The organism is Mesorhizobium sp. M2A.F.Ca.ET.046.03.2.1 (genome assembly GCF_003952425.1).
Classification (GTDB): Bacteria; Pseudomonadota; Alphaproteobacteria; order Rhizobiales; family Rhizobiaceae; genus Mesorhizobium.
The window spans coordinates 6080895-6103500 of record NZ_CP034449.1; the positions used below are offsets into that span (position 1 = coordinate 6080895).

Here is a 22606-nt window from a genome sequence, read left to right on the forward strand (position 1 = left end):
GCTGGCATGCGCGACCGTGGCCATGGTCTATGCCTGCGCTCGCGCGCTCGGGGAGGACCGGAACCGGGCTTTGATCATCGTCCTCATCCTCCTGTGCTTCTCGAATTTCATGGAGCGCATTTTTCGCACCATCGCCGAACCGCTGGCGGTGTTCTTCGCCGTGGCGGCGCTGCTGGTCGTCCTGCGGGCGCGTGAATTGAAGGGATGGCAGCTCGTCGCCGCTGGCGTCCTCAGCGGCCTGGCATTCCTCGCGACGCAGAAATCAATTTATTTCAACCTGGCACTCGGGCTCGGTCTGGTCGCCGACGCGGCTTTGATGAGACGCTACACGGCAGGTGTCGTGCGCGGCGCATGGCTCGTTTCAGGTTGGACTATTCCGATAATTGCCTACTGCTTCATCTTTGGCGGCGCCGACCCCATTCCGATTGCTAGGAACCTCATATTCGGCCCGATCGAGATCGCGGGGCGCGGGGGTGGTGACTATGGAGGGCTGAGGCGCTATGTATTGCAGACGCTTGCGCGCAATTATGTTCTTTACGTCCTCTGCTTCGCCGGCATGGCTCTGTCCCTAACGCAGATCATGAAGTTGGACGAACGAAGGCGCATTGCGCTGATCTTCTCCGTCGTCATCACGGTGCTGGTCTTCGCGCACGACCAGCCGTGGCCTTATGTCTTCATCATGGCGTTGCCGTTCATGTCGCTTTGGTCGCTGACAATGCTCGACGGCCTCGCGACCCGTGTGCTTTACCTGCGCATCGCATGGGCGGCGTTGGCCGCCGCCATTGCCATGAGCTTCGTCGTCAACCTGCTCTACCTTCGCATCGACAATGCCGCCCAACTCGAGCTGGTGGCGCGCGCGGAGTCATTGCTTGCATCGGACGAACGGTATTTCGACGGCATAGGAATGCTGCCCAACCGGATGGAGCCGACAACCTTGTGGCTCGACAAGCATTATGTGCTCAAGACCTTGCGGGAAAGCGGCCGCTCCGAAGCGTATAGTGTCTTGAGCAAGTCCCCGCCGAAGCTGATCCTCTGGTCTTACAGGATGGACTATATCTATCCGGTGGTCGCGCCTCTAATCTTGAACGGTTATGTCAGGATCGCGCCGAATCTCAGGATAGCGGGCGTCCGCCTTCAGCCCGGCGAGCGCAAGATTTTCGACGTTCCGATCGCTGGAAGCTATGCGCTTTACAACAAAGATGGCACTCAGCTGTCGGGGCAGGTCGACGTCGACGGCAAGGTGCTTGCACCGCCACTTCAACTTTCGCCCGGACCAAAGACCGTGACCTTGCACGACCCAGCAGGCGAGGCTTTGCTGTTGCCTACCGGTTTCTATGCCGGACGTTTCAAACCCGGTAGCGACAACGATCTTCTGTTTGAAGGCGTCTATGACTGAGCCGAGCGTCATCCAATCGGCGGCCTGACGACGCCGGTATGACGGACGTTGGCCAATTAGGGGGGGCGACTTCGGCCTCCTTCGGCGTCTTACGCTGCAAATTGAGCAGGTTGCCGGCCAGAATCAGCGCCGCGCCGCCGGCGGTGAAGATGTCGATCTGTTCGTGATAGAGCAGCCAGCCGACAAACGCCGACAGCGGTACGCGCAGGAAATCCATCGGCGAGATGAGGGTGGCGTCCGCATAGGCCAGTGCGCGCGCCATGCAGAAGTGTGACGACATGCCTGTGAAAGCGATCACCACGATCCATGGCCAAAGCGCGAGCGGCGGGTTGCGCCACTCGTAGAGCGCGGGCAGCAGGCCGAGCACCGACTGGATGATCAGCATCCAGAAGATAATGCGCACGACGCTGTCTGTCCTCGTCAGCGATTTCACCATGACCACCGAACAGCCGAAGCAGACCGCGGCGCCCAGCACGATGAGCTGCCCCGGGTTGACCGAGCTGACGCCTGGACGCACGATGATGATCACCCCGATCAGGCCGAGCACGATAGCCGTCAGCCTGGGCTTGGAGAGCCGTTCGCCAAGAAAACCGACCGCGAAAACCGCCGTCCAGATCGGTGTGGTGAATTCAATGGAAATCAGCACGGCGAGCGGTATCAGCGTCAGCGCATAGAGCCACGCCGCCTGGCCGGTATAGTGGATGACATTGCGGGCGATATGCGTGAACGGGCGTTGCGTGAGCATCGCCGGGAAACCGCCGCTTGTCATCACCAGCGGCAGCAGGATGAAGAAACCGATCACCGAGCGCAGCTCCAGCACCTGGAAGACGTTGAGATCGCTGGTCGTGGCGCGGCCGGCGACGGTCATCGCCAGGAAGGAGGCGATTGACAGCGCCATCCAGAATGCGGCTTTGGGGATCGAGGGAGCGGGTGCCATTTGGGCCTCTATCTCGCAAGCCCAGACCTGGGCTGCAACCGTTAGCGGCGTCATTCCACTGGGCCAGGGATTCGTGTCAAAAAACAGTCATCGCCGCGGCGGAACCTGACGCCTGGGCATCCGTTAAGCCCATGCCTTCCGTCGGCAGGAGCCGGCCAAACCGTTTCAAACTCTTCCTGGAATGGTACTAGTGATCGCGAGAGGGGAACATCTTGATGAAATCGACCGCCGCCTTGCTGGCCGCCGCCTGTCTTTTGTGCGCGACCGGCGCGCATGCCGATGAGGCGGCCTTCCTGCGTACGCTGCAGGGTGAGTTTTCCGGCAAGGGAACGCTCAGGATCAGGACGAACACGCCGGTGATGAACATCAACTGCACCTTCACCTCGGACGCGACGGCGGACTCGCTGTCGCTTGATGGCACCTGCCGCGCACTGCTGATCATGTCGCGCGAGATCCGCGCCGACCTGAAGGTCAGCGGGGCGAGCTACACCGGCACCTATATCGGCTCGCGCAGCGGACCCGCCGGGCTCAACGGAAGCCGCAAGGGCGATGCGATCGACCTCGACATCCATTGGGCGAAAGTCGTCAATGGCGACCGCGACGCGGAGCTGACGGTTGAAAAGATCGGGCCGGACAATATGCGCATGACGGTGACCGACATGGATCCGGCCACCGGCAAGATGGTGGTGACCAGCCGGATCGATCTGAAGCGCAACTGACCTTTGCTTTGACGCAATTCCGGACGGAAAACCGCTCACACTTTTCCTGGAATTGCTCGAAACCTCAATCCTCCAGCGGCTCGGGCGGATTGGCGGCGCGGCCCTTGCCGAATGTATAGCCGGTCTCGACGGCTTTCCTGCCGAACTTGTCGCGCAACGTGTCCATCGCGCCTTCGGCCAGCGCGCGCTTGCGCGACTGGATGTCGACCAGGTCGGGCGGGTCGGCCTTGTCGTCATTGGAGAGATCGCTGACGCCGATGCCGAGCAGGCGGAACTTCGTGCCGTCGGCTTCGCGGCGCAACAGGTCGAGGCCGGTCTGGAAGATGCGGTCGGCAAGGCGCGTCGGATCGCCGAGCTGGCGGTTGCGGGTGCGAAGCTTGAAATCCTGCGTCTTCAGCTTCAGCACCACGGTGCGCCCCGCAATGCCGGATTTCTTCAGCCGGGCCGAGACCTTTTCCGACAGGCCGCGCAGCACCGGCACCAGTTCCGACAGGGCGCCGATATCATTATCGAAAGTGGTTTCGGCCGACACGCTCTTGGCGTCGCCGCCGGGGTCGACCGGGCGGTCGTCCTCGCCGCGCGAGAGCCGGTAGAGCCGGTCGCCCATGACGCCATAACGGCGCATCAGGTCGCCGCGCTCCATGCGCTGCAATTGCGCGATCATGCGGATGCCGTCGCGCTCCAGCGTCGCGGCCAAAGCCTTGCCCACGCCCCAGATCAGCGTCACTGGCTGTGCGGCGAGAAAGCTCGGCGCCTCCGCTTCGCCGATCACGGAAAAGCCGCGCGGCTTGCGGAAATCCGAGGCGATCTTGGCCAGGAACTTGCAGTAGGAAAGGCCCGCCGAGACGGTGATGCCGAGTTCCTTTTCCACCGTCTGCGCGAAGCGCGCCAGCACCAGCGCCGGCGGCATGCCATGCAGCCGCTCGGTGCCGGCGAGGTCGAGAAAGGCCTCGTCGATCGACAGCGGCTCGACCTGCGGCGTCAGCGCCAGCATCAGCGCCCGCACCTGGCGGCCGACACCGACATATTTTTCCATGTTGGGCGGAATCACCGCCGCTTCCGGGCAGAGTTCCAGCGCCTTGAACATCGGCATGGCCGAGCGAACGCCCTGAATCCGGGCGATATAGCAGGCGGTGGAGACGACGCCGCGACGGCCGCCGCCGATGATGACCGGCTTGTCCTTCAGCGCCGGATTGTCGCGCTTTTCGATCGCCGCGTAGAAGGCGTCGCAATCGATATGCGCGATCTTGAGCCGGTAGAGCTCCGTGTGCCGGACAAGGCGCGGACTGCCGCAGCGATCGCAGCGGCGCGTCTCCGAGCGCTGGAGCGCCAGGCAGTCACGGCAAAAACCGTGTTCGGGATTGTTGACAGGAGCCGCCATCGCTGCGAACATAAAGAGAACAAACGCAATGGTACGACAGCGCAAGGCCGGCAACAAGCTTGGCCTGGGGAGAACGCATGAGCACGACCATAGCACCGCTGACCCCCGAGCGCTGGGCCGATTTCGAGGACCTCTTCGGCAAGCAGGGCGCCTGCTATGGCTGCTGGTGCACCCATTTCCGGCTGGCGCCGGCGGAGCGCCGCGCCAGCGACAAGGAGCGCAATAAGGATCTCATCAAGGCGCGCATCGAGGCAGGTCCCCCGCCGGGGCTCCTGGCGTTCGAGGACAGCAAGGCCGTCGGCTGGATGCAGGTCGGCCCGCGCGCCGACGTGCCCGAATGGAACAATCAGGGCCGGGGCTCGGCGCCGGTCGATCCGGCCGACGCCGGCGACCCGGATGTCTGGGCGATCTCCTGCTTCTTCATCCGCGTCAAAGCGAGGGGCCGCGGCGTCTCGCACCGGCTCGTCGAGGGCGGCATCGCCTTCGCCCGGGAGAATGGCGCGAGGCTGCTGGAAGCCTGCCCGATCGACCTGTCGCGCGATTCGCGCTCGATCGGGCTTTTCGTCGGTTCGTCGCGGGTGTTCGAGAAGGCCGGCTTCGAAAGGCTCGTTGAGCGCAAGCCCGGCCGGCCGCTGATGCGGCTGGTGCTTTAGCCGGATGCGCTTTTGGCCTACAGTCAACGTCTTGCGGCTGTAACGCTTCTTGCCTACCAAAAGCACCATTGTTTCGTCTTCCGACAGCACGGAGAACCGACGTGAAGCGTATTTTGCCACTTGCCTTTGCCCTCGCAATCAGCGCGCCAGCCTTTGCCCAGACCGTGGACAATCAAGGCGCCAAGCAGCTTTCCGACGATCTGGCGCGCTATTTCGGCAAGCAGGCGTTCGACAAGGGCGTGCTCAAGGTTTCGGTGGAGGGCGACGCCTACAAGATCGCGCTCGACATCAAAGCGCTCGTCAATGCGGTGCCGGAGCAGAAGCTCCTGAAGTTCGACATGGCCCCGTACGCGCTGATGGTGAAGCCGCGCAGCGACGGGTCGTGGGACGTCTCGTCGAATTTCTCGCAGGGCGCCTCATTCGAGTTCGAAGGGCCGGAGGGCCGCCAGAGCATGGAATTCACGATCAAGGACGGCAAGCTGACCAGCGTCTACGATCCGGCCCTTGCGGCCTTCACCAATGCAACCAGCTCCTTGGCCGGGATGACAATGACGTCCCGGGACGCCAAGCAGCAGGCCGATGCCTCGACCGGCGCCGGCACCGCCACCGTTGTCGCGACCAAATCCGCCAGTGGCGGCGTCGACTTCACGGCGACTCAAAAGGTCTCGGACTTCGTCGAGACCATCAAGATCAACGATGCCGACAACGGGATGAATTTTCCGCTTACCTTGAAAACGCCGGAACTTTCCGTTGACGCAAACGGCAAGGGCGTCCGGACCAAGCCGCTGCTCGACCTGCTCGCCTTTGCCGTGGCGAATGAGGACGAAGCCAAACTCAAGGCGAACCAGGCAGAGCTCAAATCGCTGATGCTGGCCGCGCTGCCGATCTGGCAAAGGATCGAAGGCAATTACGGCTTCAAGGATTTCGAGGTGGAGAGCCCTGTCGGCAAGTTCGGGGCGAAGCAATTCAGCACCGCATTCGGCATGGACGGCGTCTCCCAGAACGGCAAGGTCGATTACACGATCAAGGCATCGGGGCTGACGATCCCGCATCAGACCCTGCCCGAATGGACCACCCCCTTGCTGCCAACCGACGTCGACCTGAATTTCGGCGGCGCCAATATCGATCTCGATACGATGGCGAAGAAGGCGATCGAAGCCTTTGATCTCAATAAGGAACCACCGCTTCCGGATGAATTCGGCAAGGCTCTGGTCGCCGATTTCAAGGCCAAGAATCCCAAGGTCGTCATCGGGCACAGCACGGTGAAAAACGGCGACATCGAGGTCGCGCTGGAAGGCGAGATGACATTTCCAGGCGAGAAACCGGATGCGAGCGTGACCATCGACGTCGCCGGCTATGACAAGCTCGTCGATGCCCTGAAGGAAGGCGCCAAGAGCGATGAGCAGATGGCGCAGGCCTTTCCCTTTGCCCTGGCCGTCAAGGGCTTCGGCAAGACGTTGCCGGACGGTCGCCTGGAGTGGGTGATCAACACCAAGGCCGATGGGTCCGTCGCGGTCAATGGCGCTATGCTGAAGGGCCCGGACGAGGTCCAGGACGACAGCGCGGGACAGGACGACAATTCGAGCGGCGATGACGGCGCGAACGGAACGGACGATTCCACCGGAGGCGACGATTCGGACGGCGGCGACAATGGCGGGGCGGGCGCAAAGCTGCAGCCCTGAGCGTTTAAGCTAGTTCCCAGACACAGGGATCTTGAAGGGTTGCCGTTTGTTCCGGCGCAAGATTTTCCGTTCATTTCCGTGAACTCAGCGCAAACGCCTGGGATTGGTTGAAGCCGACTCCAACGTCGTCATTCTATGGCGGAGCAAGGAGCGGAGCGACGCGCGCAGACCATAGAATCCATGCCGTGACTTGGAAGCGCAGCCGCGGTGCAGAATTCTGCTCCGTTGCACGCCTTGGCGAAGGTAACGGCATGGATTCCAGGGTCTTCGCGACGGAGCTTCGCTCCTGCTCCGCCCTGGAATGACGATCGCGATGGGCGTTTCGGCCAATGTCCAAGCATGCCACCTGCCGACAGAAACAGAGCCGATCGGTCAAAATCCCTGTGCAGGGGAACTAGGGCGTTTCACCGTTTCACGGAAACGGCGAAGCGCCCTGCCTACAGCGGTCGCCGAGCCAACCGCTCACGGTTCTCCCAGGGTTACGCTAAAGCCCAAGAGCGCGCGCGATCTTGGGCGCGGCCTCGCGCCAGTCCTCGACCGAGACGATGTCCTCCGGCGTCGGCGGCAGGAAGGCGCGCAGCGAGTTGTCGGCCATCAGATGGAAGAGGTGGGCGTCGGCCACGGAATTGCGCGCCGAGACCAGGTTGGAGGGCTGGTCGTCGACAAAGGCGACCGGCCGGCCTTTGAGGCCGCGCAGCTTGGCGATGGCCGGCCCCTTGGCCATCTCCGTCGTCAGCAGCGGGTAGTCGAGCCCCAGCGCATCGAGATGGGCGCGGCGCACCGCGCGATGCTTGTGTGGCATGGCGGTCAGCAGGACGATCTCGGCGCCTTGGCCAAGCATCGCCAGGGCGTCCGCCGCGCCCTCGGTGATGCTTTGCCAATCCGCCTGGGTGTCGAAGAAATCGCCCAGCAGCGCCGTCACTTCCGGCTGTTCGATCAGCCGGCCGGTCGCCGTTTCGGCGATGTTGCCTGTCAATCGGAAGGACGAGAGCGTCAGCCCGAAGCCGCGCGTTTTGAGGAAATGCGGAAAGGGCCGGACGAATTCCAGCACGACATCGTCGACATCGAGCACCAGCAGCGGCCGGTCGTCGTCGGCAAGCTCTTCGATCTGCCTCGCCGTCTCGGGATCGTCGCTCATGTCGAGCGCTCGTGATCGTCGTTGCCGAGCGGGAGGGCACGCAATGCCTTGCCGATGGCGGCCGGCGGCGTGCCGGTCTCCTCGGCGAAGCGCAGCAGCGTCGGCTCATGAGCGAGGATGAATTGCAGGACGCCGGCAAGGAAGCCAGGCTCCGCAGCGGCCTTGCGGATCGAGTTGGCCTCGATGCCGGTGATCGCCAGGAAGCGGGGCAGAAGTTCCGGATCGGCGGCGACGAAGCCCAGCGCCTTGACGGCAATGGTTTCCGCTTCCTCGCGCATTGACGCTGCGTTCGCCATCATTACTTTTGGAATGGTGGATTTTTGAGTCTGCTAACGCAGTAACGGCAAGCGTCGCTCGCGGCAAGCCTCCGCTCTCTCCCACAAAACGCCCGAAGGTGGAATTGGTGCAGCTTTCCAACCTCCGGTTTCCGTTTCGTCAATTATATTGGGCTAGGGTGGAAAGGGTTGGGTGCGGTCCGAGGAGACGCATTACGACGGTCTTCGACTTCGAGGGCGGTCGGGACGGGAAATTGATGGCTAAGAAGGTCATGATCGTCGAGGACAACGAGCTCAACATGAAGCTCTTTCGGGACCTCATCGAAGCCAGCGGTTACGAGACGGTCCGCACGCGCAACGGGTTGGAGGCGTTGGATCTGGCGCGCCAGCACCGGCCGGACCTCATTTTGATGGACATCCAGCTGCCCGAGGTCTCCGGCCTGGAAGTGACCAAATGGCTGAAGGAAGACGACGAATTGCATTCGATCCCTGTCATCGCCGTCACCGCCTTCGCGATGAAAGGCGATGAGGAGCGCATCCGCCAGGGCGGCTGCGAGGCCTATATCTCCAAGCCGATCTCGGTGCCGCGCTTCATCGAGACGATCAAATCCTATCTGGGCGATGCCTGATGCCCGAGACCAGCAGAACCGGAGTTTTCTGATGACCGCGCGGATCCTCGTCGTCGACGATATCCCCGCCAATGTGCGGCTGCTGGAGGTTCGGCTGCTTGCCGAGTATTTCGAGGTGCTGACGGCCAATAACGGCCCGGATGCGATCGAGAACTGCGAGAACGGCAAGGTCGACGTCGTGCTGCTCGACGTGATGATGCCAGGCATGGACGGGTTCGAGGTCTGCAAGCGCCTGAAGGGCGATCCGGCGACCTCGCATATACCGGTGGTCATGATCACCGCGCTCGACCAGGTCTCGGACCGGGTGCGCGGCCTCGAGGCCGGCGCGGACGATTTCCTGACCAAGCCGGTCAACGACCTGCAGCTGATGACGCGCGTGAAGAGCCTCGTCAGGCTGAAGTCGCTGACCGACGAGCTCAGGCTGCGCGCCTCGACCACGCGCAATATCGGGATCGAGGAACTTCTGAGCCGTGATTTCGCGACCGAAGACGTCAAGCCGAAGGTGCTTCTCATCGACGAGCGCAGATCCTCGGTCGAACGCATCCAGAAGATGCTGCGCCACAGCGCCGAGCTCGATGTCGCGACCGATCCAAATGCAGGGTTCTTCCAGGCGGCGGAGATGCCGTATGAATGCGTGCTGATCTCGACCGCATTCTCCGGCTTCGATGCGCTGAGGCTTTGCTCGCAACTGCGTTCGCTCGACCGCACCCGCTTCCTGCCGATCATGCTGCTCGCTGACGAGGGCGAGGAGGGCCGCATCCTGCGCGGACTGGAGCTCGGCATCAACGACTACCTGATCCGGCCGATCGACCAGCACGAGCTGATGGCGCGGCTGCGCACACAGGTGCGGCGCAAGCGCTACAACGATCAGTTGCGCGCCAGCGTCGCCCAGACGATCGAGATGGCGGTGATCGACGGGCTGACCGGGCTGCACAACCGGCGCTACCTCGACAGCCACCTGCAGACGCTGTTCGATCGCGCCGCAGCGCGGCGGCGGCCGCTGTCGGTGATGATCACCGATCTCGACCGCTTCAAGTCGATCAACGACACCTATGGCCATGACGGCGGCGACGATGTGCTGCGGGAATTCGCCAGACGGCTGCGCAAGAATGTGCGCGGCATCGATCTCGCCTGCCGCTTCGGCGGGGAGGAGTTCGTCGTGGTCATGCCCGACACCGACGGCGCGGTCGCAGAGAAAGTGGCCGAGCGTATCCGCGCCGAGATCGCCCAGGCGCCTTTTGCCATCGGGAGCGACGGCAAGACGATCGAGGTGACGGTCAGCGTCGGCGTATCCTCGCTTCTGAAGGGAACCGACAGCGTCGCGGCGCTGATGAAGCGCGCCGATCTTGCGCTCTATGAAGCCAAAAGCGGCGGCCGCAACCGGGTGGTCGCCAAGGCGGCTTGAAGCGCCTCGCCATCTTCCCGACCCGCTGTTTATGCTTTAGATTTAGATTTCGCGCATGTTCGCGCTTCAGCGGCATGCCTGCAAAAGGCGCCGATTCCCGGCCGTCCCCACAAGGTTAGGAATTTACCTTAACCCAAGCGATTCGCGAGCGGTGGTTAAGAAATGGTTGATTTTTATAAGGTCTTGCGCAAATCTGCGGCGCATAGACAGAAGGCAAGGCCGGCACGAGGGTAGACTAGCCGGCTCGATCCGAAAAATACCCCATGATGCTCAGGTCCGCCGCATCTCCTGGGTCCGTGGGGTCGGCCGGCCGGCGCTGGCACATAGTGGCCTCCTCGTACCGCTGCCAAACGCCGACCGGCCCCCTTTTTTCAAAAGACTAAAGCGCGTCGCGATCTCTCAGATTCGCTCCGTGCGCTTCAGGTTTTTGATTACGCATGTCTTTATCCCGAAACCGGTCCACTTTCGGGAGACATGCTTTGAACCGACCGGGAACCAGCGCTGAACAGCGGCGCGGCTACCTTGCCGCCGATCCCTCCTGAAAACAAAAACGCCGCCCCAAGGGCGGCGCTTTTGGCTTACACGGCGGGAAACCGGATTACTTGATCTTGGTTTCCTTGAACTCGACGTGCTTCTTGGCGACCGGATCGTACTTGCGGAACGAGAGCTTGTCCGTCTTGGTACGGCTGTTCTTGCTGGTCACGTAGAAGAACCCGGTGTCGGCGGTCGACAGAAGCTTGATCTTGATGTTTGCGGCTTTGGCCATGATGTTCGTCCGTTAATGTTCGTGGAGTTTTGGCCGCTGGAGCACGGGGAAAACACCCGGACGCGGGAAACTTGGCGCGACACATAAAGAACGCGCCCGGAAAGTCAAGCCCGGGCGCCTTCTTCGCCTAATTTCGGCATGGGCGATTTCACCGCTTCAAGCGCTATGCTCGACCAACTGTCCCTTCTTTTTCCAGTCGCCCGTCGTGTTCCACCAGCGATTCGGATTGGCGCGGTCGTCCAGGCCCTTGGAGCGGCTGGCCAACAGCGGCTGGATGCGGATGACGGGCTCCTGGTAGGAATGGGCCTGGAATATCGCCTCGACGACACGGGCGGCGAGCGCCTGGTCGTCAGCGATCTCGAATGACACTTCGACGGTGCCCGGCCGCCGGCGCAGTTCGTTCTCGGCGCCGGCGGCGGCGCCGTCGAGCGGCCGATAGCGCTCGATGCCCTGCGCCGACTGATAGGCGTTGCTGTCATATTTGCCCATGGGCAGTGGGGTGATCGCCACCACCGCCTCCATGATGCGCTCGACATCGGCGGCCGGCGCCTGGAATGTGACGAGCAGAAGCAGTTCCATCCTGAGGGATTTGGTTTCAAAGCCGCTGTCGATCATCGCAATTCTCCTGCCTGGCGTTGGAGGCAGGGTATAGCAGGGGTGCTGCTGACACGGTGATGTCAGGATGCCGGGTGCCGGCGGCGTCCGCCGCTAGAGAATCTTGCGCACCAGCCTGACCAGGACCAGAAGCATGTAGGCGGCGAAGAAGATCGCCAGCGACCAGCCGAAGCCCGAGGGGCCGAAGGCGTCCATGCCGATGCCGATCGCCTGCGGACCGATCACCATGCCGACGCCATAGCACAGCACGAAGGCCGCGTTGGCGGATGCCAGCTCATGGCCGGAAAGCTGCGAGCCGAGATGGGCAAGGCCGATCGTGTACATGGCCGCGACGACACCGCCCCAGACAAACAGAAGGGCGGCCATAAGATGCCAGTTCTGCGCGAAGAAGGGCATGAAGACGGTGCCGATCAGGCCGACGGTGGCGCAGCCCAGAAGCAGATGGCGCCGGTCCGAGACACGGTCGCTGATCATGCCGATCGGGATCTGCAGAAGCACGTTGCCGAGCCCGATCATCGTCAGCAGAAGTGCAGCGTCGGCCTCGGAATAGCCGATCCGGCTGCCATAGACGGGGAAGAGCGAGAAACCGCCGGTCTCGACCGCGCCGAAGACAAGCACAGCGAAGGTCGCCGTCGGCACCAGCCAGACGTAGCGCAGGAAATGGCTGGTCTCGCTCTCGGCGACGATGGTCGGGCTCTCGTTGCGGGCCGCCAACACTGGAATCGCGGCAAGCGTGACCAGCGCTATGGTGACGCCGAATGGCAGGAAGCCCGAACTGCCGAGATGGGCGAACAGCCAGGGTCCGGCGGCAAAGCCGAGCGACAAAACGGTGGCGTAGATGCCAAGCACAAGGCCGCGGCGGTTCGGCGGCGCGGAGGTGCTGATCCAGAATTCCGACAGGATGAACAGCACCGTCAGCGAGATATGCAAGGCGACGCGGAGCGGGAACCACATCCAGAAATCCGGCGCGAAGTGAAAGCCGACGAACGCGAGCGCGCCGATGGCGATCATCAACAGCATGGTCCAGGCGACGCCGAGCCGCATGGCAAGCGGCGTGGCCAGAGGCGCGCCGGCGATCGAGGCGAGGCCGGCGACGGCCGTGTTGAGGCCGATCATCGATGCGGAGTGGCCGCGGCTTTCCAGAATGACGCTGAGCAGCGGCATGCCGAGGCCGATGGCGATGCCGACGACGCTGATCGAGGAGATAGCCGCGACCATCGGCAGCCAGTGTACGCGTTCGTCGCCCTGTTGTTGGGTATCGACCGTCATGGGACCAAAATGCTCTGCTTCTAAAGGACTTCGCGGACGAAGCGGTTGCGGACGAGCCGGAAGAACGGCACGGCGCCGCCCGGCCGCAGCAAGGGATCCTCTGCAAGCCGACCTTCCAGTTCTTCCAGGATCATGCCGGTGATGTCCGGGATGTCGGCCTTGCGGGCATCGGCAAGCGGCAGCCAGACGAGTTCCTCCAGCTCGTTGGTCGGGCCGCCGCCGGGCAATTCCACGGCAACGTCGTGGCGCCAGGCGCTGAAGAAGCGCGTGTCGAAACGGCGCACGCGATTGGGCGGGGTGATGGCGCGGGCGACGAAGCGGAGCACGTCCAGCGACGGGATGACGCCATGTTCGGCGAAACCCTGCCAGTCGCGCTTCGCGGTCGAGAAGGCGCCCTTGCGGCCGATCAGCAGGCCGGCTTCCTCATAGGTCTCGCGAATCGCCGACAGGGCGATTGCTTGCGCCCGCGCCGCGCTGGCGCGGCCGGGGCCGGCGACCAGCTTTTTCTCTTCTTCGCCGCGCAGAGGCGCGCCGACGGCAATGCGGCTGTCCGCGGGATCGGTGCGGCCGCCGGGAAAGACGTATTTTCCGGGCATGAAGGCATGCCTGGCGTGGCGCCTGCCCATCAGCACCAGGACATCCTTGCCCTGGCGATCGAGCAGAATAAGCGTCGCGGCATCACGCGGACGCAACGCCCGGCCGCTGCGCACGGCCAGGCCCTTATCGAGCTTGTCGACATCCGCCTTGGTCATTCCTTCCATGCGCCCGACCTAGCGGAAACTTCCTTGCTGTGAAAGTGGCTTGCGCGTCGCGGCTTTTGAACCAGGGCGGACAGCGGTGCGACCTGGCTTACGAATGGCTCTCGAATTCATCCTTCTCGCCGCCGAAGCCGTGCATATAAAGCGCCCATTGCAGGCCGATGACGGCGCCCTTGACCGGTTGCAAAAGTGCGAGCGCGAGAATGATGGTCAGCGGCACCCAGATCAGCGCGTGCTGTAAGTTTGACAGCGTGGTGGTCGCCTCCACTGCCATGAACGAGCCAACCACGATGTGGCCGACAATGACAATGACCAGATAGGCAGGCAGGTCGTCCGCGCGATGGTGATGGATCTCCTCGCCACAGACGCTGCACGTGTCGACGGTCTTGGTGAAGGCGTAAAACAGCTTGCCTTCGCCGCAACGCGGGCAACGGCCGAGAAGGCCGCGCTTGATCGCCGTCCACAGCGGACGGGCGACACGGCCAGAGTGATGCTCGCCACCAAAAACCTGTTCTTCCACATGCGAATCGCCTGGCATCATCTTCTCCTGCCGCGCGGACCGACGCGCGGTTGCGACGCGCGGGCGCGGCCCTTGGCCTTGTGGAACGACCGCCTCGAGCCGGGCAGGGGCTTCGGGTCGGTCAGCATCTCGAAACGCATCGCACCGGCCATCGGCGCGACTTCGACCAGCCGAACTTCGACGCGGTCGGCAAGCTGATAGCCTTTGCCGGTGCGTTCGCCGAACAGCGATCGGGCGGTTTCGTCATAGATATAGTAGTCGCCGCCCAGAGTTGACACCGGAATAAAGCCGTCGGCGCCATACTGCGGCAATTGGACAAACAGCCCCGCCTTGGTGACGCCGGAGATGCGCGCGTCGAACGTGTCGTTGACGCGCTCGGCGAGATAGGCGGCGATCAGCCGGTCGACCGTATCGCGCTCGGCGGCCATGGCGCGGCGTTCCGTGGCCGAGATCAGCGCGGCGACCTCTTCCAGCCGGTCCGCCTCCTGCTGCGTCAGCCCGCCAGGCCCAAGTCCAAGCGCCGAGATAAGCCCCCGGTGGACGATCAGATCGGCATAGCGGCGGATCGGCGAGGTGAAATGCGCGTAGCGACGGAGGTTGAGGCCGAAATGGCCGATGTTCTTCGGCGAGTACTCCGCCTGGCTCTGCGAGCGCAGCACCACTTCGTTGACCAGCGCCTCGTTGTCGGCACCGCGCACCCGCTCCAGAATGCCGTTGAACTGGCTGGGCCGCATCTGCGCGCCGCGCGCCAGAGACAGGCTGAGCGTTTGCAGGAACTCACGCAGCGATTCCTGCTTGGCGAGCGACGGCGCGTCATGGATGCGGTAGACGAGGGGCTCTTTCTTGCCCTCCAGGGTCTCGGCGGCCGCGACATTGGCCTGGATCATGAACTCCTCGATGAGCTTATGCGCGTCGAGACGCTCCGGCACGACGACCCGGTCGACGGTGCCGTCCGGCTTCAGCAGGATCTTGCGTTCCGGCAGGTCGAGCTCCAGCGGCTGGCGGGCGTCGCGGCCGCGCTTCAGCACGGCATAGGCATCCCAGAGCGGCTTCAGGACGCTGTCGAGGAGCGGCCGGGTCTTGTCGTCGGGCACGCCGTCGATCGCGGCTTGCGCCTGCGGGTAGGCGAGCTTGGCCGCCGACTTCATCATCACACGGTGGAAGGAATGGCGCAGCTTTCGGCCTTCCGAGGAGAAGGTGATGCGCACCGCGATGGCCGGCCGGTCCTCGCCTTCGCGCAGCGAGCAGAGGTCGTTGGAGATGCGTTCGGGCAGCATCGGCACGACCCGGTCCGGGAAATAGACCGAATTGCCGCGCTTCAAGGCTTCGCGGTCGAGCGGCTTTCCATAGCGCACATAGGCCGCGACATCGGCGATCGCCACGGTGACGACGACCCCGCCGGGATTCTTCTCGTCCGTGTCGGGCGTGGCGAAGACAGCATCGTCATGGTCCTTGGCGTCGGCCGGATCGATGGTCACCAACGGCAGGTCGCGCCAATCCTCGCGGTGATCGAGCGTCGCTGGTTTCACCGCTTCGGCCTCGGCAATCACATCCGCCGGAAAGACATGGGGGATGTCGTGGGCATGGATGGCGATCATCGAGACCGCCTTTTCGCTGCTCAAGGATCCCAGCACCGCCAGCACTTTTGCCCTGGGCAGCCCGTAACGTGATGCCCGCGCCGGCTCGACCTCGACGAGATCGCCGTTCCGGGCGCCGTTCTGGAATTCCTTGTCGACGATCAGCTCCGGCTGGCGGCGTTCGACGGGCTCGATGCGGAACGTGCCGTCCTTCAGCACGCGGAAGACGCCGAGCACCGCGTCGCTGCGCTTCTCGAAGATCTTCATCACCCGGCCGGTATAGGCGGGGCCCGACGGGTCGTCGGTCGGGAAGGTTTTGGCAAGCACACGGTCGCCGATGCCGGGCGCCGGGCCGCCGGCGCCGCGCGAGATGCGGATGGCGATGACGGGCGGAGAACCGGCGCCGGTATATTCGCTCGGATTGGCCAGGAGCACGCCGTCTTCGTCTCGGCCGAAAATATCGAGCACGGCGACGTGAGGCACTGCGCCGGCGCGGGTCAGGCGCTTGCGCTCCTTGTTGAGCAGACCTTCATCCTGGAGATCGCGCAACATGTCCTTCAGCCAGACGCGATCCTCGCCGCGCAGCGCAAAGGCCTTGGCGATCTCGCGCTTGCCGGAGCGGTCGGGATTTTCGGCGATGTAGCGCAGGATCTCGTCGCGCGAGGGCCGATAGTCGTCCTTGACCTTGGCCCTCGTGTCGGCGTGGCGCGGATCGCCGTGGCTTCTTCCGGAGATCCTGCGCGCCACGTCCTGCTACCCCTTCTTCGCCGCCCTGCGGAAGGGCTTTTTGCCACCTCCGCCCTTGGCTTCCTTTTCGGCGATCAGGGCGAGCGCCTCTTCCATCGTCACCGATTGCGGGTCCTTGCCCTTGGGCAGCGTCGCATTGACCTTGCCGTAATTGACATAGGGCCCGTAGCGGCCGTCGCGTACCGTGATCTTGCCGCCGCCGTCCGGATGGTCGCCAAGCTCTTTCAGCGCCGCCGGCGTGGCGCCGTTGCGGCCGCCCTTGCCCTTCTGCTGCTTCTCGGCGATCACCGAGACGGCGCGGTTCAGGCCGATCGAGAACACGTCCTCGATGCTCTCCAGATTGGCGTAGGTGCCGTCATGCAGCACGAACGGGCCGTAGCGGCCGAGGCCGGCCGAGATCATCTTGCCGGTTTCGGGATGTTTTCCGACGTCGCGCGGCAGAGCCAGCAGGGCCAGCGCCTTCTCGTGGTCGATCGACTCGGGCGTCCAGCCCTTGGGCAGGCTCGAGCGCTTGGCGTCCTTGCCTTCGCCGCGCTGGATATAGGGACCGAAGCGGCCGCTCCTCAGCGTGATTTCCTCGGCCGTGTAAGGATCCTTGCCGAGCAGCCTGACGCCGTCCTCGCCATTGCCGTTCTCGCCATTGGGGTTGGCGGCGTCGCCGAGCTGGCGGGTGTAGGAGCACTCCGGATAGTTCGAGCAGCCGACGAAAGCGCCGAACTTGCCGAGCTTCAGCGACAGATTTCCGGTGCCGCATTTCGGGCAGATGCGCGGGTTGGAGCCGTCTTCGCGCTCCGGGAAGACAAGCGGCGCGAGCTCTTCGTTGAGCGCATCGAGCACGTCGGTGACACGCAATTCCTTGATGTCGTCGACGGCGCCGGAGAAATCCTTCCAGAAGTCGCGCAGAACGTCCTTCCAGGCGAGCTTGCCGTCGGAAATCTCGTCGAGCTTCTCTTCGAGCGAAGCGGTGAAATCATATTCGACGTAACGCTCGAAGAAGCTTTCGAGGAAGGCCGAGAGCAGCCGGCCCTTGGCCTGCGGCACCAGCTTGCGCCGGTCGATGGTGACGTAGTCGCGATCCTCGAGCGTCTTCAGGATCGCGGTGTAGGTCGATGGCCGGCCGATGCCGAGCTCCTCCAGCTTCTTGATCAGCGACGCCTCGGAATAGCGCGGCGGCGGTTCGGTGGTGTGCTGGGTGGCGTTGATCGCCTGGCGGGCAAGTTGCTCGCCGGAGCGGATCTCGGGCAGGCGGCGGCTCTCCTCGTCCTCCGCGTCCTCGTCCTTCTGGTCGGTATAGGCGGCGATGAAGCCATCGAAGCGGATGACCGAACCGATCGCGCGCAGCTCGGCGGTGCGAGCGCCGTTGACGGCCTCGATCTCGGCCGTGGTGCGCTCGATCTCGGCCGGCTGCATCTGGCTGGCGATGGCGCGCTTCCAGATCAGCTCGTAGAGGCGGGCCTGGTCGGCGTCGAGATATTGCCGAACGGAAGCCGGCGTGCGCCGGAAATCGGTCGGGCGGATCGCCTCGTGGGCTTCCTGGGCGTTCTTGGCCTTGGTGGTGTAGAAACGCGGCTTCTCCGGCAGGTATTTCGCACCGAATTCGCTGACGATGGCGTTGCGGGCGGCCTCGATCGCCTCCGGCGCCATCTGCACGCCGTCGGTTCGCATATAGGTGATGAGGCCGGCGGTCTCGCCGCCGATATCCATGCCTTCGTAGAGCTTTTGCGCCACTTGCATGGTGCGCGTCGCCGAGAAGCCGAGCCCGGACGAGGCGGCCTGCTGCAGCGTCGAGGTGGTGAAGGGCGGGCCGGGATTGCGCTTTGTCGGCTTGGCTTCGACCGACAATGCCTTGAAGGTCGCGCCTTCCAGCATCGCCTTGATGTCGTCGGCCTGCGCCTTGTTGGCGATATCGAGTTTTTGCAGCTTCTTGCCGGCAAAGGCGGTGAGCCGCGCCTCGAAACTGTCGTTGCGCGGCGTTTTGAGGATGGCGGCGATCTGCCAGTATTCCTCGCGGATGAAGCGCTCGATCTCGGATTCCCGGTCGCAGACCAGGCGAAGCGCCACCGACTGCACGCGGCCGGCGGAACGGGCGCCCGGCAGCTTGCGCCACAGCACCGGCGACAGCGTGAAGCCGACCAGATAGTCCAGCGCGCGGCGGGCCAGATAGGCGTCGACCAGCGGCGCATCGATCTGGCGCGGATTGGCCATCGCGTCGAGCACCGAGGCCTTGGTGATGGCGTTGAAGACGACGCGGCTGACCGGTTTGTCCTTCAGCGCGCGCTTCTGCTTCAGGACTTCCAGCACATGCCATGAAATCGCCTCGCCCTCGCGATCCGGGTCGGTGGCGAGGATCAGGCCGTCAGCATCCTTGACCGCCTTGGCGATGTCGGCGAGGCGCTTGCCGGACGCCGTGTCGACCGACCAGGACATGGCAAAGTCCTCGTCCGGGCGCACCGAGCCGTCCTTGGCCGGCAGATCGCGGACATGGCCGAACGAGGCCAGAACCTTATAGTTCTTGCCGAGATATTTGTTGATTGTCTTCGCCTTGGCCGGCGATTCGACGACGACGACGTCCATGAGGTCTCTTTAATCAGCTGTGAGGTGGCGGAAGAACTCCGCGATGCACGACGAAATCCCACTCTTTCGTCGCTCACATGGCCGTGCTTTTGCAATCGGTCAAGGGGAAGCGGCCAATTTGGAAAGTGGCCGCCGACGATACACTCTTAGAGTGTATGGCAAAGATCACTTTTTTGGCGATGGAGGCGTGCGCGCCCCGAACCGGCGACGACCGGCGGAAAGATGACTGGCTGCCGGATCAAGGAACCCGGCAGCCGGATCGCTCAATGAGGCGAGCTCAATCTGCCTTCACGACGTGCCAGGCTCCGGCGACGCCTTCGCCGTTCATGTCGCCGGCCTTCTTGTCCTTGACGAAGGTGTAGACCGGCTTGCCGTCATAGGCCCACATATGGGTGCCGTCGGTGCGCTTGACGACAGACCATTCGCCTTCGGTCTTCGTGCTCGCCTTGGCTTTCAGCGGCGGCCAGTTGGCGGCGCATTTGTCATAGCAGTTGGACTTGCCCTTCTCGTCCTTGTCGAAAGTGTAGAGGGTCATGCCCTTGGCGTCGGTGTAGATCTTGGTGCCGCCCACTTCGGCTTCCTTCCAGGCCTCGGCGGCCTGGGACGCGGCGGTGCCGAGAAGGGCGGCAAACCCGAGTGCGATCATTTTCATGATAAATCTCCCTGAACAAGCGCGCGGCAGTCGCGCGCTCATTCGGTCAACGCGTTGTGGAGCCCGTTTCTTCCTTTGGCGAAGCGGCGACTTGCCACACAATGGTGATTGGCAGGCGCACGCCCGCATCGCTATATCGACGCCAGCACAATCGGGACTCATGGAATGGCACTGGACATCGGCTATGTCAGCGCGGTCGGGGCGGGAGCGATCTCGTTCCTGTCGCCTTGCGTGCTGCCGCTGGTGCCGCCCTATCTCTGTTACATGGCCGGCGTGTCGGTCGACGATTTCCGCGGCAATCATGCCATGACGGCGCGGGAAGGCACGCGTGGCGCGCTGCTCTATGCCTCGCTTGCTTTCGTGCTCGGCTTCTCCACGGTGTTCGTCGCGCTGGGCGCCGGCGCCTCGACCATCGGCAGGCTGCTGCGGGTCTGGCAGGAGCCGCTGGCGATGGCGGCTGGCGCACTCATCATCATCATGGGACTGAATTTTCTGGGCATATTGCGCATTCCGCTGCTGTCGCGCGAGGCGCGCTTCCAGTCGCAGGGCAAGCCCGCAAACATGGTCGCCGCCTATGTCATGGGTCTGGCCTTCGCCTTTGGCTGGACGCCCTGCATCGGGCCGGTGCTGGGGCCGATCCTGACCTTGGCCGGCGGGCGCGAGACGGTCGGCGAGGGCGCGCTGCTGCTCGCCGCCTATTCGCTCGGGCTGGGCATCCCGTTCCTGATCGCGGCGCTGTTTTCCGGTGCGTTCATGCGCTTCCTCGGCAAATTCCGCGTCCATCTCGGCCGCGTCGAGAAGGGCATCGGCGCGCTGCTGGTCGTCGCCGGCGTATTTTTCCTCACGGGCGGCGTGCAGAGTGCGTCCTACTGGCTGCTGGAGAATTTCCCGGTGCTGGGGCGACTGGGGTAGGCTGCCATTTTATGCGCGACGATCACTCCGGCACGCCGGCGACGCCCAAGGCCTCGACGTAACGCTCGCCGAACACCTTGTCCTGCCATGGGTTGATCTGTCTCTGCAGGGTGAGCGTGTAGGTCGGGAACGCCTCCATCAGCCGCTGCGCCGCCGCCCGCGCCTCGTCCAACCGATTGAGTTTGACCAGCGCCATGATCACCACCCGGTGCGAGGAGCCGTAGTTCGGCATCTCGTGCAGCGCGCGTTCACCCCATGCCAGCGCTTCCTCGTAGCGCTCGAGCATCAGGTAGCTCATCCCGATGCCCGAGAGCGCGATGCCTTTCTCGGGATCGACCGGGCTCAGCCGCATTGCCCTATGAAAATGCTCGATAGCGACGAGCGGGCGGCCGGAATGTGCGTTGACCCAGCCGCAGCTGGTATGGCCCTGCGCCGAATTGGGATTGAGCCGCAGGGATCGTTCGATAGTGGCCAGCGCCATCTCGTAGTCCTTCGCGCTGTAGGCAATGACCTGCGCGGCGAAGCGCAGGCTCGTGGGGTCGTCGCGCGCTTCCGGCAGTACCTCGCGCGCCATGCGCGTGGCGACTCTGGTATCGTCGGGCTCGTGCCAGCACTGGCTCACGGAGATGCTGCGGATATGGGCGCCGAGTGCCTTCGCCAAGTTGAAGCCAGGATCGATGCTGAGCGCCTCGTTGGTGAGCCGTCGCACGTCGGCAAAGCCTTCGCGGGTCATGCTGTAGAAGCACGGCAGCGCGCGAAGGTAGAGGTCGTAGGCGCTCATGTAGTCGGTCGGCTTCATGCGCGCCTGCTTGATTTCCTCCAGCCGGATGCTCGGCTCGACAGCGCCGACGACGCTCTCGGTCACCTTGTCCTGCAGGTCGAAGATGTCGCACATATCGCCCTCGAAGCGGTCGGCCCAGACATGGTGCCCGCTGATCGCGTCCACCAACTGCCCACTGATGCGAACCCGCGAACCTGCTCGGCGGATGCTGCCTTCAAGCACGTAGCGGACGCCCAGCTCGCGCCCGACCTGGCGCAGGTCCACGGCCCGGCCCTTGTAGGTGAAGGACGAGTTTCGGGCGATCACGAAGAAGGAGTCCACCCGGCTCAATCCCGTGATGATGTCTTCCACCAGCCCGTCGGCGAAGTATTCCTGGTCGGGGTCGCCGCTCATGTTGGTGAAGGGCAGAACCGCGATCGAGGGTTTCTCGGGCAGGGGAGGCGGTGCGGCGCTGGCGTCGGCCTCGACGCGGTAAGCGCGCACGGGCCGCTCGATGTTCTTGAGGCGCAGGTCGCCAAGCGGCGTGAAGCCGCAGTCGAGCTTGCCCTGAAGGTGGTCGTAGGCGGTACCCGAGACGACCACGGTGCCTGGATCGGCGACGCTTTCGAGGCGGGCGGCGATATTGACCCCGTCGCCGTAGATGTCACCGTCCTCCTCGCAGACCACGTCCCCGAGATTGACGCCGATGCGGAAGCGAATCCGCTCTTCCTCGGGCGTCTCCGACTCGTGTTCCGCCAAGGCCTGCTGGATCGCCATCGCCGAGGTCACCGCGTTAACGACGCTCGCGAACTCGCAAAGCATGCCGTCGCCGGTGAGCTTGACGACCCGACCGTGGTGCTCGGAGACCAGCGGTTCGAGGAGATCCTTGCGGTAGGTCTTGAGCCGCTCGAGCGTGCCACGCTCGTCGCGCTCCATCAGGCGCGAGTAGCCGACCACGTCGCAAGCCAGGATCGCTGCGAGGTGGCGCTGCGTGCTCGGCCATACGCCTGCACGCGGGCCGCCCCGCGTCCATGTCCTGCCAACTTCCAGACGCGCCGCGCGCATGGTATCCATCTCTCTCCCAGTCTCCGCCGATATGGAACGGAAACGCAGTTTGACCTTGCCTTCACGAGAATTCGCTATCCCGCTTTCGAGGCGTGGAGCGTTCGAGTCGCCCCCGCCAACAGAGAACCGACGACACGCTCGCGCGGCCTCCGCCGATGCTGACACAGCACTCCCAG

Annotated in this window: 20 protein-coding genes; 7 read left to right on the forward strand and 13 right to left on the reverse strand. The window is 63.8% G+C overall.

Going from position 1 to position 22606, the window contains the following annotated elements:
* Nucleotides 1-70: 70 nt before the first annotated feature.
* Entirely contained in the window at nt 71-1396 is a 1326-nt protein-coding gene (locus EJ072_RS28915) for a hypothetical protein (protein ID WP_126082383.1), read from the forward strand.
* On the opposite strand, the gene EJ072_RS28920 is transcribed toward EJ072_RS28915, so the two are convergent.
* Entirely contained in the window at nt 1347-2333 is a 987-nt protein-coding gene (locus tag EJ072_RS28920) for a DMT family transporter (protein WP_126082384.1), read from the reverse strand. The genes EJ072_RS28915 and EJ072_RS28920 overlap by 50 nt on opposite strands.
* Nucleotides 2334-2548: 215 nt before the next feature.
* On the opposite strand from EJ072_RS28920, the gene EJ072_RS28925 reads away from it, so the two are divergent.
* Nucleotides 2549-3052, forward strand: coding sequence for a hypothetical protein (locus EJ072_RS28925; RefSeq protein WP_126082385.1), 504 nt, complete (start codon nt 2549-2551; stop codon nt 3050-3052).
* 64 nt (nt 3053-3116) lie between these two features.
* Here EJ072_RS28925 and EJ072_RS28930 read toward each other — a convergent pair whose 3' ends face one another.
* Entirely contained in the window at nt 3117-4445 is a 1329-nt protein-coding gene (locus EJ072_RS28930) for a DNA polymerase IV (protein WP_126082386.1), read from the reverse strand.
* A gap of 65 nt (nt 4446-4510) precedes the next feature.
* On the opposite strand from EJ072_RS28930, the gene EJ072_RS28935 reads away from it, so the two are divergent.
* Together EJ072_RS28935 and EJ072_RS28940 are read left to right on the forward strand one after the other, a co-directional pair.
* Nucleotides 4511-5086, forward strand: coding sequence for a GNAT family N-acetyltransferase (locus EJ072_RS28935; RefSeq protein WP_126082387.1), 576 nt, complete (start codon nt 4511-4513; stop codon nt 5084-5086).
* Between the two features lie 101 nt (nt 5087-5187).
* The gene (locus tag EJ072_RS28940; protein ID WP_126082388.1) at nt 5188-6768 is read left to right on the forward strand and encodes a hypothetical protein; all 1581 of its coding nucleotides are present in this window, start codon (nt 5188-5190) and stop codon (nt 6766-6768) included.
* A 484-nt stretch (nt 6769-7252) separates the two neighbouring features.
* Here EJ072_RS28940 and EJ072_RS28945 read toward each other — a convergent pair whose 3' ends face one another.
* Both EJ072_RS28945 and EJ072_RS28950 read right to left on the reverse strand, forming a co-directional pair.
* A complete protein-coding gene (locus tag EJ072_RS28945) occupies nt 7253-7906 on the reverse strand; it encodes a hypothetical protein (protein ID WP_126082389.1) in 654 nt (217 codons plus the stop codon).
* Nucleotides 7903-8202, reverse strand: coding sequence for a DUF3572 domain-containing protein (locus tag EJ072_RS28950; RefSeq protein ID WP_126083783.1), 300 nt, complete (start codon nt 8200-8202; stop codon nt 7903-7905). Before EJ072_RS28950 ends, EJ072_RS28945 begins: the two co-directional genes overlap by 4 nt.
* Before the next feature lie 236 nt (nt 8203-8438).
* On the opposite strand from EJ072_RS28950, the gene EJ072_RS28955 reads away from it, so the two are divergent.
* Together EJ072_RS28955 and EJ072_RS28960 are read left to right on the forward strand one after the other, a co-directional pair.
* On the forward strand, nt 8439-8810 hold the full coding sequence (locus EJ072_RS28955; protein WP_027166515.1) for a response regulator: 372 nt from the start codon (nt 8439-8441) through the stop codon (nt 8808-8810).
* A 31-nt stretch (nt 8811-8841) separates the two neighbouring features.
* Nucleotides 8842-10215, forward strand: coding sequence for a PleD family two-component system response regulator (locus EJ072_RS28960; RefSeq protein WP_126082390.1), 1374 nt, complete (start codon nt 8842-8844; stop codon nt 10213-10215).
* Between the two features lie 598 nt (nt 10216-10813).
* Here the strand turns inward: EJ072_RS28960 and rpmG are convergent.
* From rpmG to EJ072_RS29005, 8 genes are all read right to left on the reverse strand, one after another.
* A complete protein-coding gene (gene rpmG, locus EJ072_RS28970; protein ID WP_006201775.1) occupies nt 10814-10981 on the reverse strand; it encodes a 50S ribosomal protein L33 in 168 nt (55 codons plus the stop codon).
* A 156-nt stretch (nt 10982-11137) separates the two neighbouring features.
* Nucleotides 11138-11596 carry a hypothetical protein gene (locus EJ072_RS28975; protein ID WP_126082391.1) on the reverse strand — a complete coding sequence of 153 codons (459 nt, stop codon included), beginning with the start codon at nt 11594-11596 and terminating at the stop codon, nt 11138-11140.
* Nucleotides 11597-11689: 93 nt separating this feature from the next.
* Nucleotides 11690-12865: an MFS transporter gene (locus tag EJ072_RS28980; protein ID WP_126082392.1), complete on the reverse strand. Its 1176-nt coding sequence runs from the start codon at nt 12863-12865 to the stop codon at nt 11690-11692.
* Nucleotides 12866-12885: 20 nt separating this feature from the next.
* Complete coding sequence (locus tag EJ072_RS28985) at nt 12886-13626, reverse strand: NUDIX hydrolase (RefSeq protein ID WP_126082393.1); 741 nt, start codon at nt 13624-13626, stop codon at nt 12886-12888.
* Nucleotides 13627-13714: 88 nt separating this feature from the next.
* Nucleotides 13715-14161 carry a DUF983 domain-containing protein gene (locus EJ072_RS28990; RefSeq protein ID WP_126082394.1) on the reverse strand — a complete coding sequence of 149 codons (447 nt, stop codon included), beginning with the start codon at nt 14159-14161 and terminating at the stop codon, nt 13715-13717.
* On the reverse strand, nt 14161-16467 hold the full coding sequence (rnr, locus tag EJ072_RS28995) for a ribonuclease R (RefSeq protein ID WP_126082395.1): 2307 nt from the start codon (nt 16465-16467) through the stop codon (nt 14161-14163). Before rnr ends, EJ072_RS28990 begins: the two co-directional genes overlap by 1 nt.
* Nucleotides 16468-16473: 6 nt before the next feature.
* Complete coding sequence (topA, locus tag EJ072_RS29000; protein ID WP_126082396.1) at nt 16474-19041, reverse strand: type I DNA topoisomerase; 2568 nt, start codon at nt 19039-19041, stop codon at nt 16474-16476.
* A gap of 277 nt (nt 19042-19318) precedes the next feature.
* Nucleotides 19319-19693 (reverse strand): hypothetical protein, encoded by a 375-nt coding sequence (locus EJ072_RS29005; protein ID WP_126082397.1) that lies wholly within the window; start codon nt 19691-19693, stop codon nt 19319-19321.
* A 165-nt stretch (nt 19694-19858) separates the two neighbouring features.
* Between EJ072_RS29005 and EJ072_RS29010 the strand changes: the two genes are divergently transcribed.
* Nucleotides 19859-20605: a cytochrome c biogenesis CcdA family protein gene (locus tag EJ072_RS29010; RefSeq protein ID WP_126082398.1), complete on the forward strand. Its 747-nt coding sequence runs from the start codon at nt 19859-19861 to the stop codon at nt 20603-20605.
* A 22-nt stretch (nt 20606-20627) separates the two neighbouring features.
* Here the strand turns inward: EJ072_RS29010 and EJ072_RS29015 are convergent, their stop codons facing one another.
* The gene (locus EJ072_RS29015; protein ID WP_245463311.1) at nt 20628-22439 is read right to left on the reverse strand and encodes an adenylate/guanylate cyclase domain-containing protein; all 1812 of its coding nucleotides are present in this window, start codon (nt 22437-22439) and stop codon (nt 20628-20630) included.
* Between the last annotated feature and the right edge of the window lie 167 nt (nt 22440-22606).

Excerpts from the sequence above, each read along its gene's own strand:
- EJ072_RS28920 (WP_126082384.1), bottom strand. The coding sequence starts at position 2,333 with ATGGCACCCGCTCCCTCGATCCCCAAAGCCGCATTCTGGATGGCGCTG.
- EJ072_RS28925 (WP_126082385.1), top strand. The coding sequence starts at position 2,549 with ATGAAATCGACCGCCGCCTTGCTGGCCGCCGCCTGTCTTTTGTGCGCG.
- EJ072_RS28930 (WP_126082386.1), bottom strand. The coding sequence starts at position 4,445 with ATGTTCGCAGCGATGGCGGCTCCTGTCAACAATCCCGAACACGGTTTT.
- EJ072_RS28935 (WP_126082387.1), top strand. The coding sequence starts at position 4,511 with ATGAGCACGACCATAGCACCGCTGACCCCCGAGCGCTGGGCCGATTTC.
- EJ072_RS28945 (WP_126082389.1), bottom strand. The coding sequence starts at position 7,906 with ATGAGCGACGATCCCGAGACGGCGAGGCAGATCGAAGAGCTTGCCGAC.
- EJ072_RS28950 (WP_126083783.1), bottom strand. The coding sequence starts at position 8,202 with ATGGCGAACGCAGCGTCAATGCGCGAGGAAGCGGAAACCATTGCCGTC.
- EJ072_RS28955 (WP_027166515.1), top strand. The coding sequence starts at position 8,439 with ATGGCTAAGAAGGTCATGATCGTCGAGGACAACGAGCTCAACATGAAG.
- EJ072_RS28960 (WP_126082390.1), top strand. The coding sequence starts at position 8,842 with ATGACCGCGCGGATCCTCGTCGTCGACGATATCCCCGCCAATGTGCGG.
- rpmG (WP_006201775.1), bottom strand. The coding sequence starts at position 10,981 with ATGGCCAAAGCCGCAAACATCAAGATCAAGCTTCTGTCGACCGCCGAC.
- EJ072_RS28975 (WP_126082391.1), bottom strand. The coding sequence starts at position 11,596 with ATGATCGACAGCGGCTTTGAAACCAAATCCCTCAGGATGGAACTGCTT.
- EJ072_RS28980 (WP_126082392.1), bottom strand. The coding sequence starts at position 12,865 with ATGACGGTCGATACCCAACAACAGGGCGACGAACGCGTACACTGGCTG.
- EJ072_RS28985 (WP_126082393.1), bottom strand. The coding sequence starts at position 13,626 with ATGGAAGGAATGACCAAGGCGGATGTCGACAAGCTCGATAAGGGCCTG.
- EJ072_RS28990 (WP_126082394.1), bottom strand. The coding sequence starts at position 14,161 with ATGCCAGGCGATTCGCATGTGGAAGAACAGGTTTTTGGTGGCGAGCAT.
- topA (WP_126082396.1), bottom strand. The coding sequence starts at position 19,041 with ATGGACGTCGTCGTCGTCGAATCGCCGGCCAAGGCGAAGACAATCAAC.
- EJ072_RS29005 (WP_126082397.1), bottom strand. The coding sequence starts at position 19,693 with ATGAAAATGATCGCACTCGGGTTTGCCGCCCTTCTCGGCACCGCCGCG.
- EJ072_RS29010 (WP_126082398.1), top strand. The coding sequence starts at position 19,859 with ATGGCACTGGACATCGGCTATGTCAGCGCGGTCGGGGCGGGAGCGATC.
- EJ072_RS29015 (WP_245463311.1), bottom strand. The coding sequence starts at position 22,439 with ATGGATACCATGCGCGCGGCGCGTCTGGAAGTTGGCAGGACATGGACG.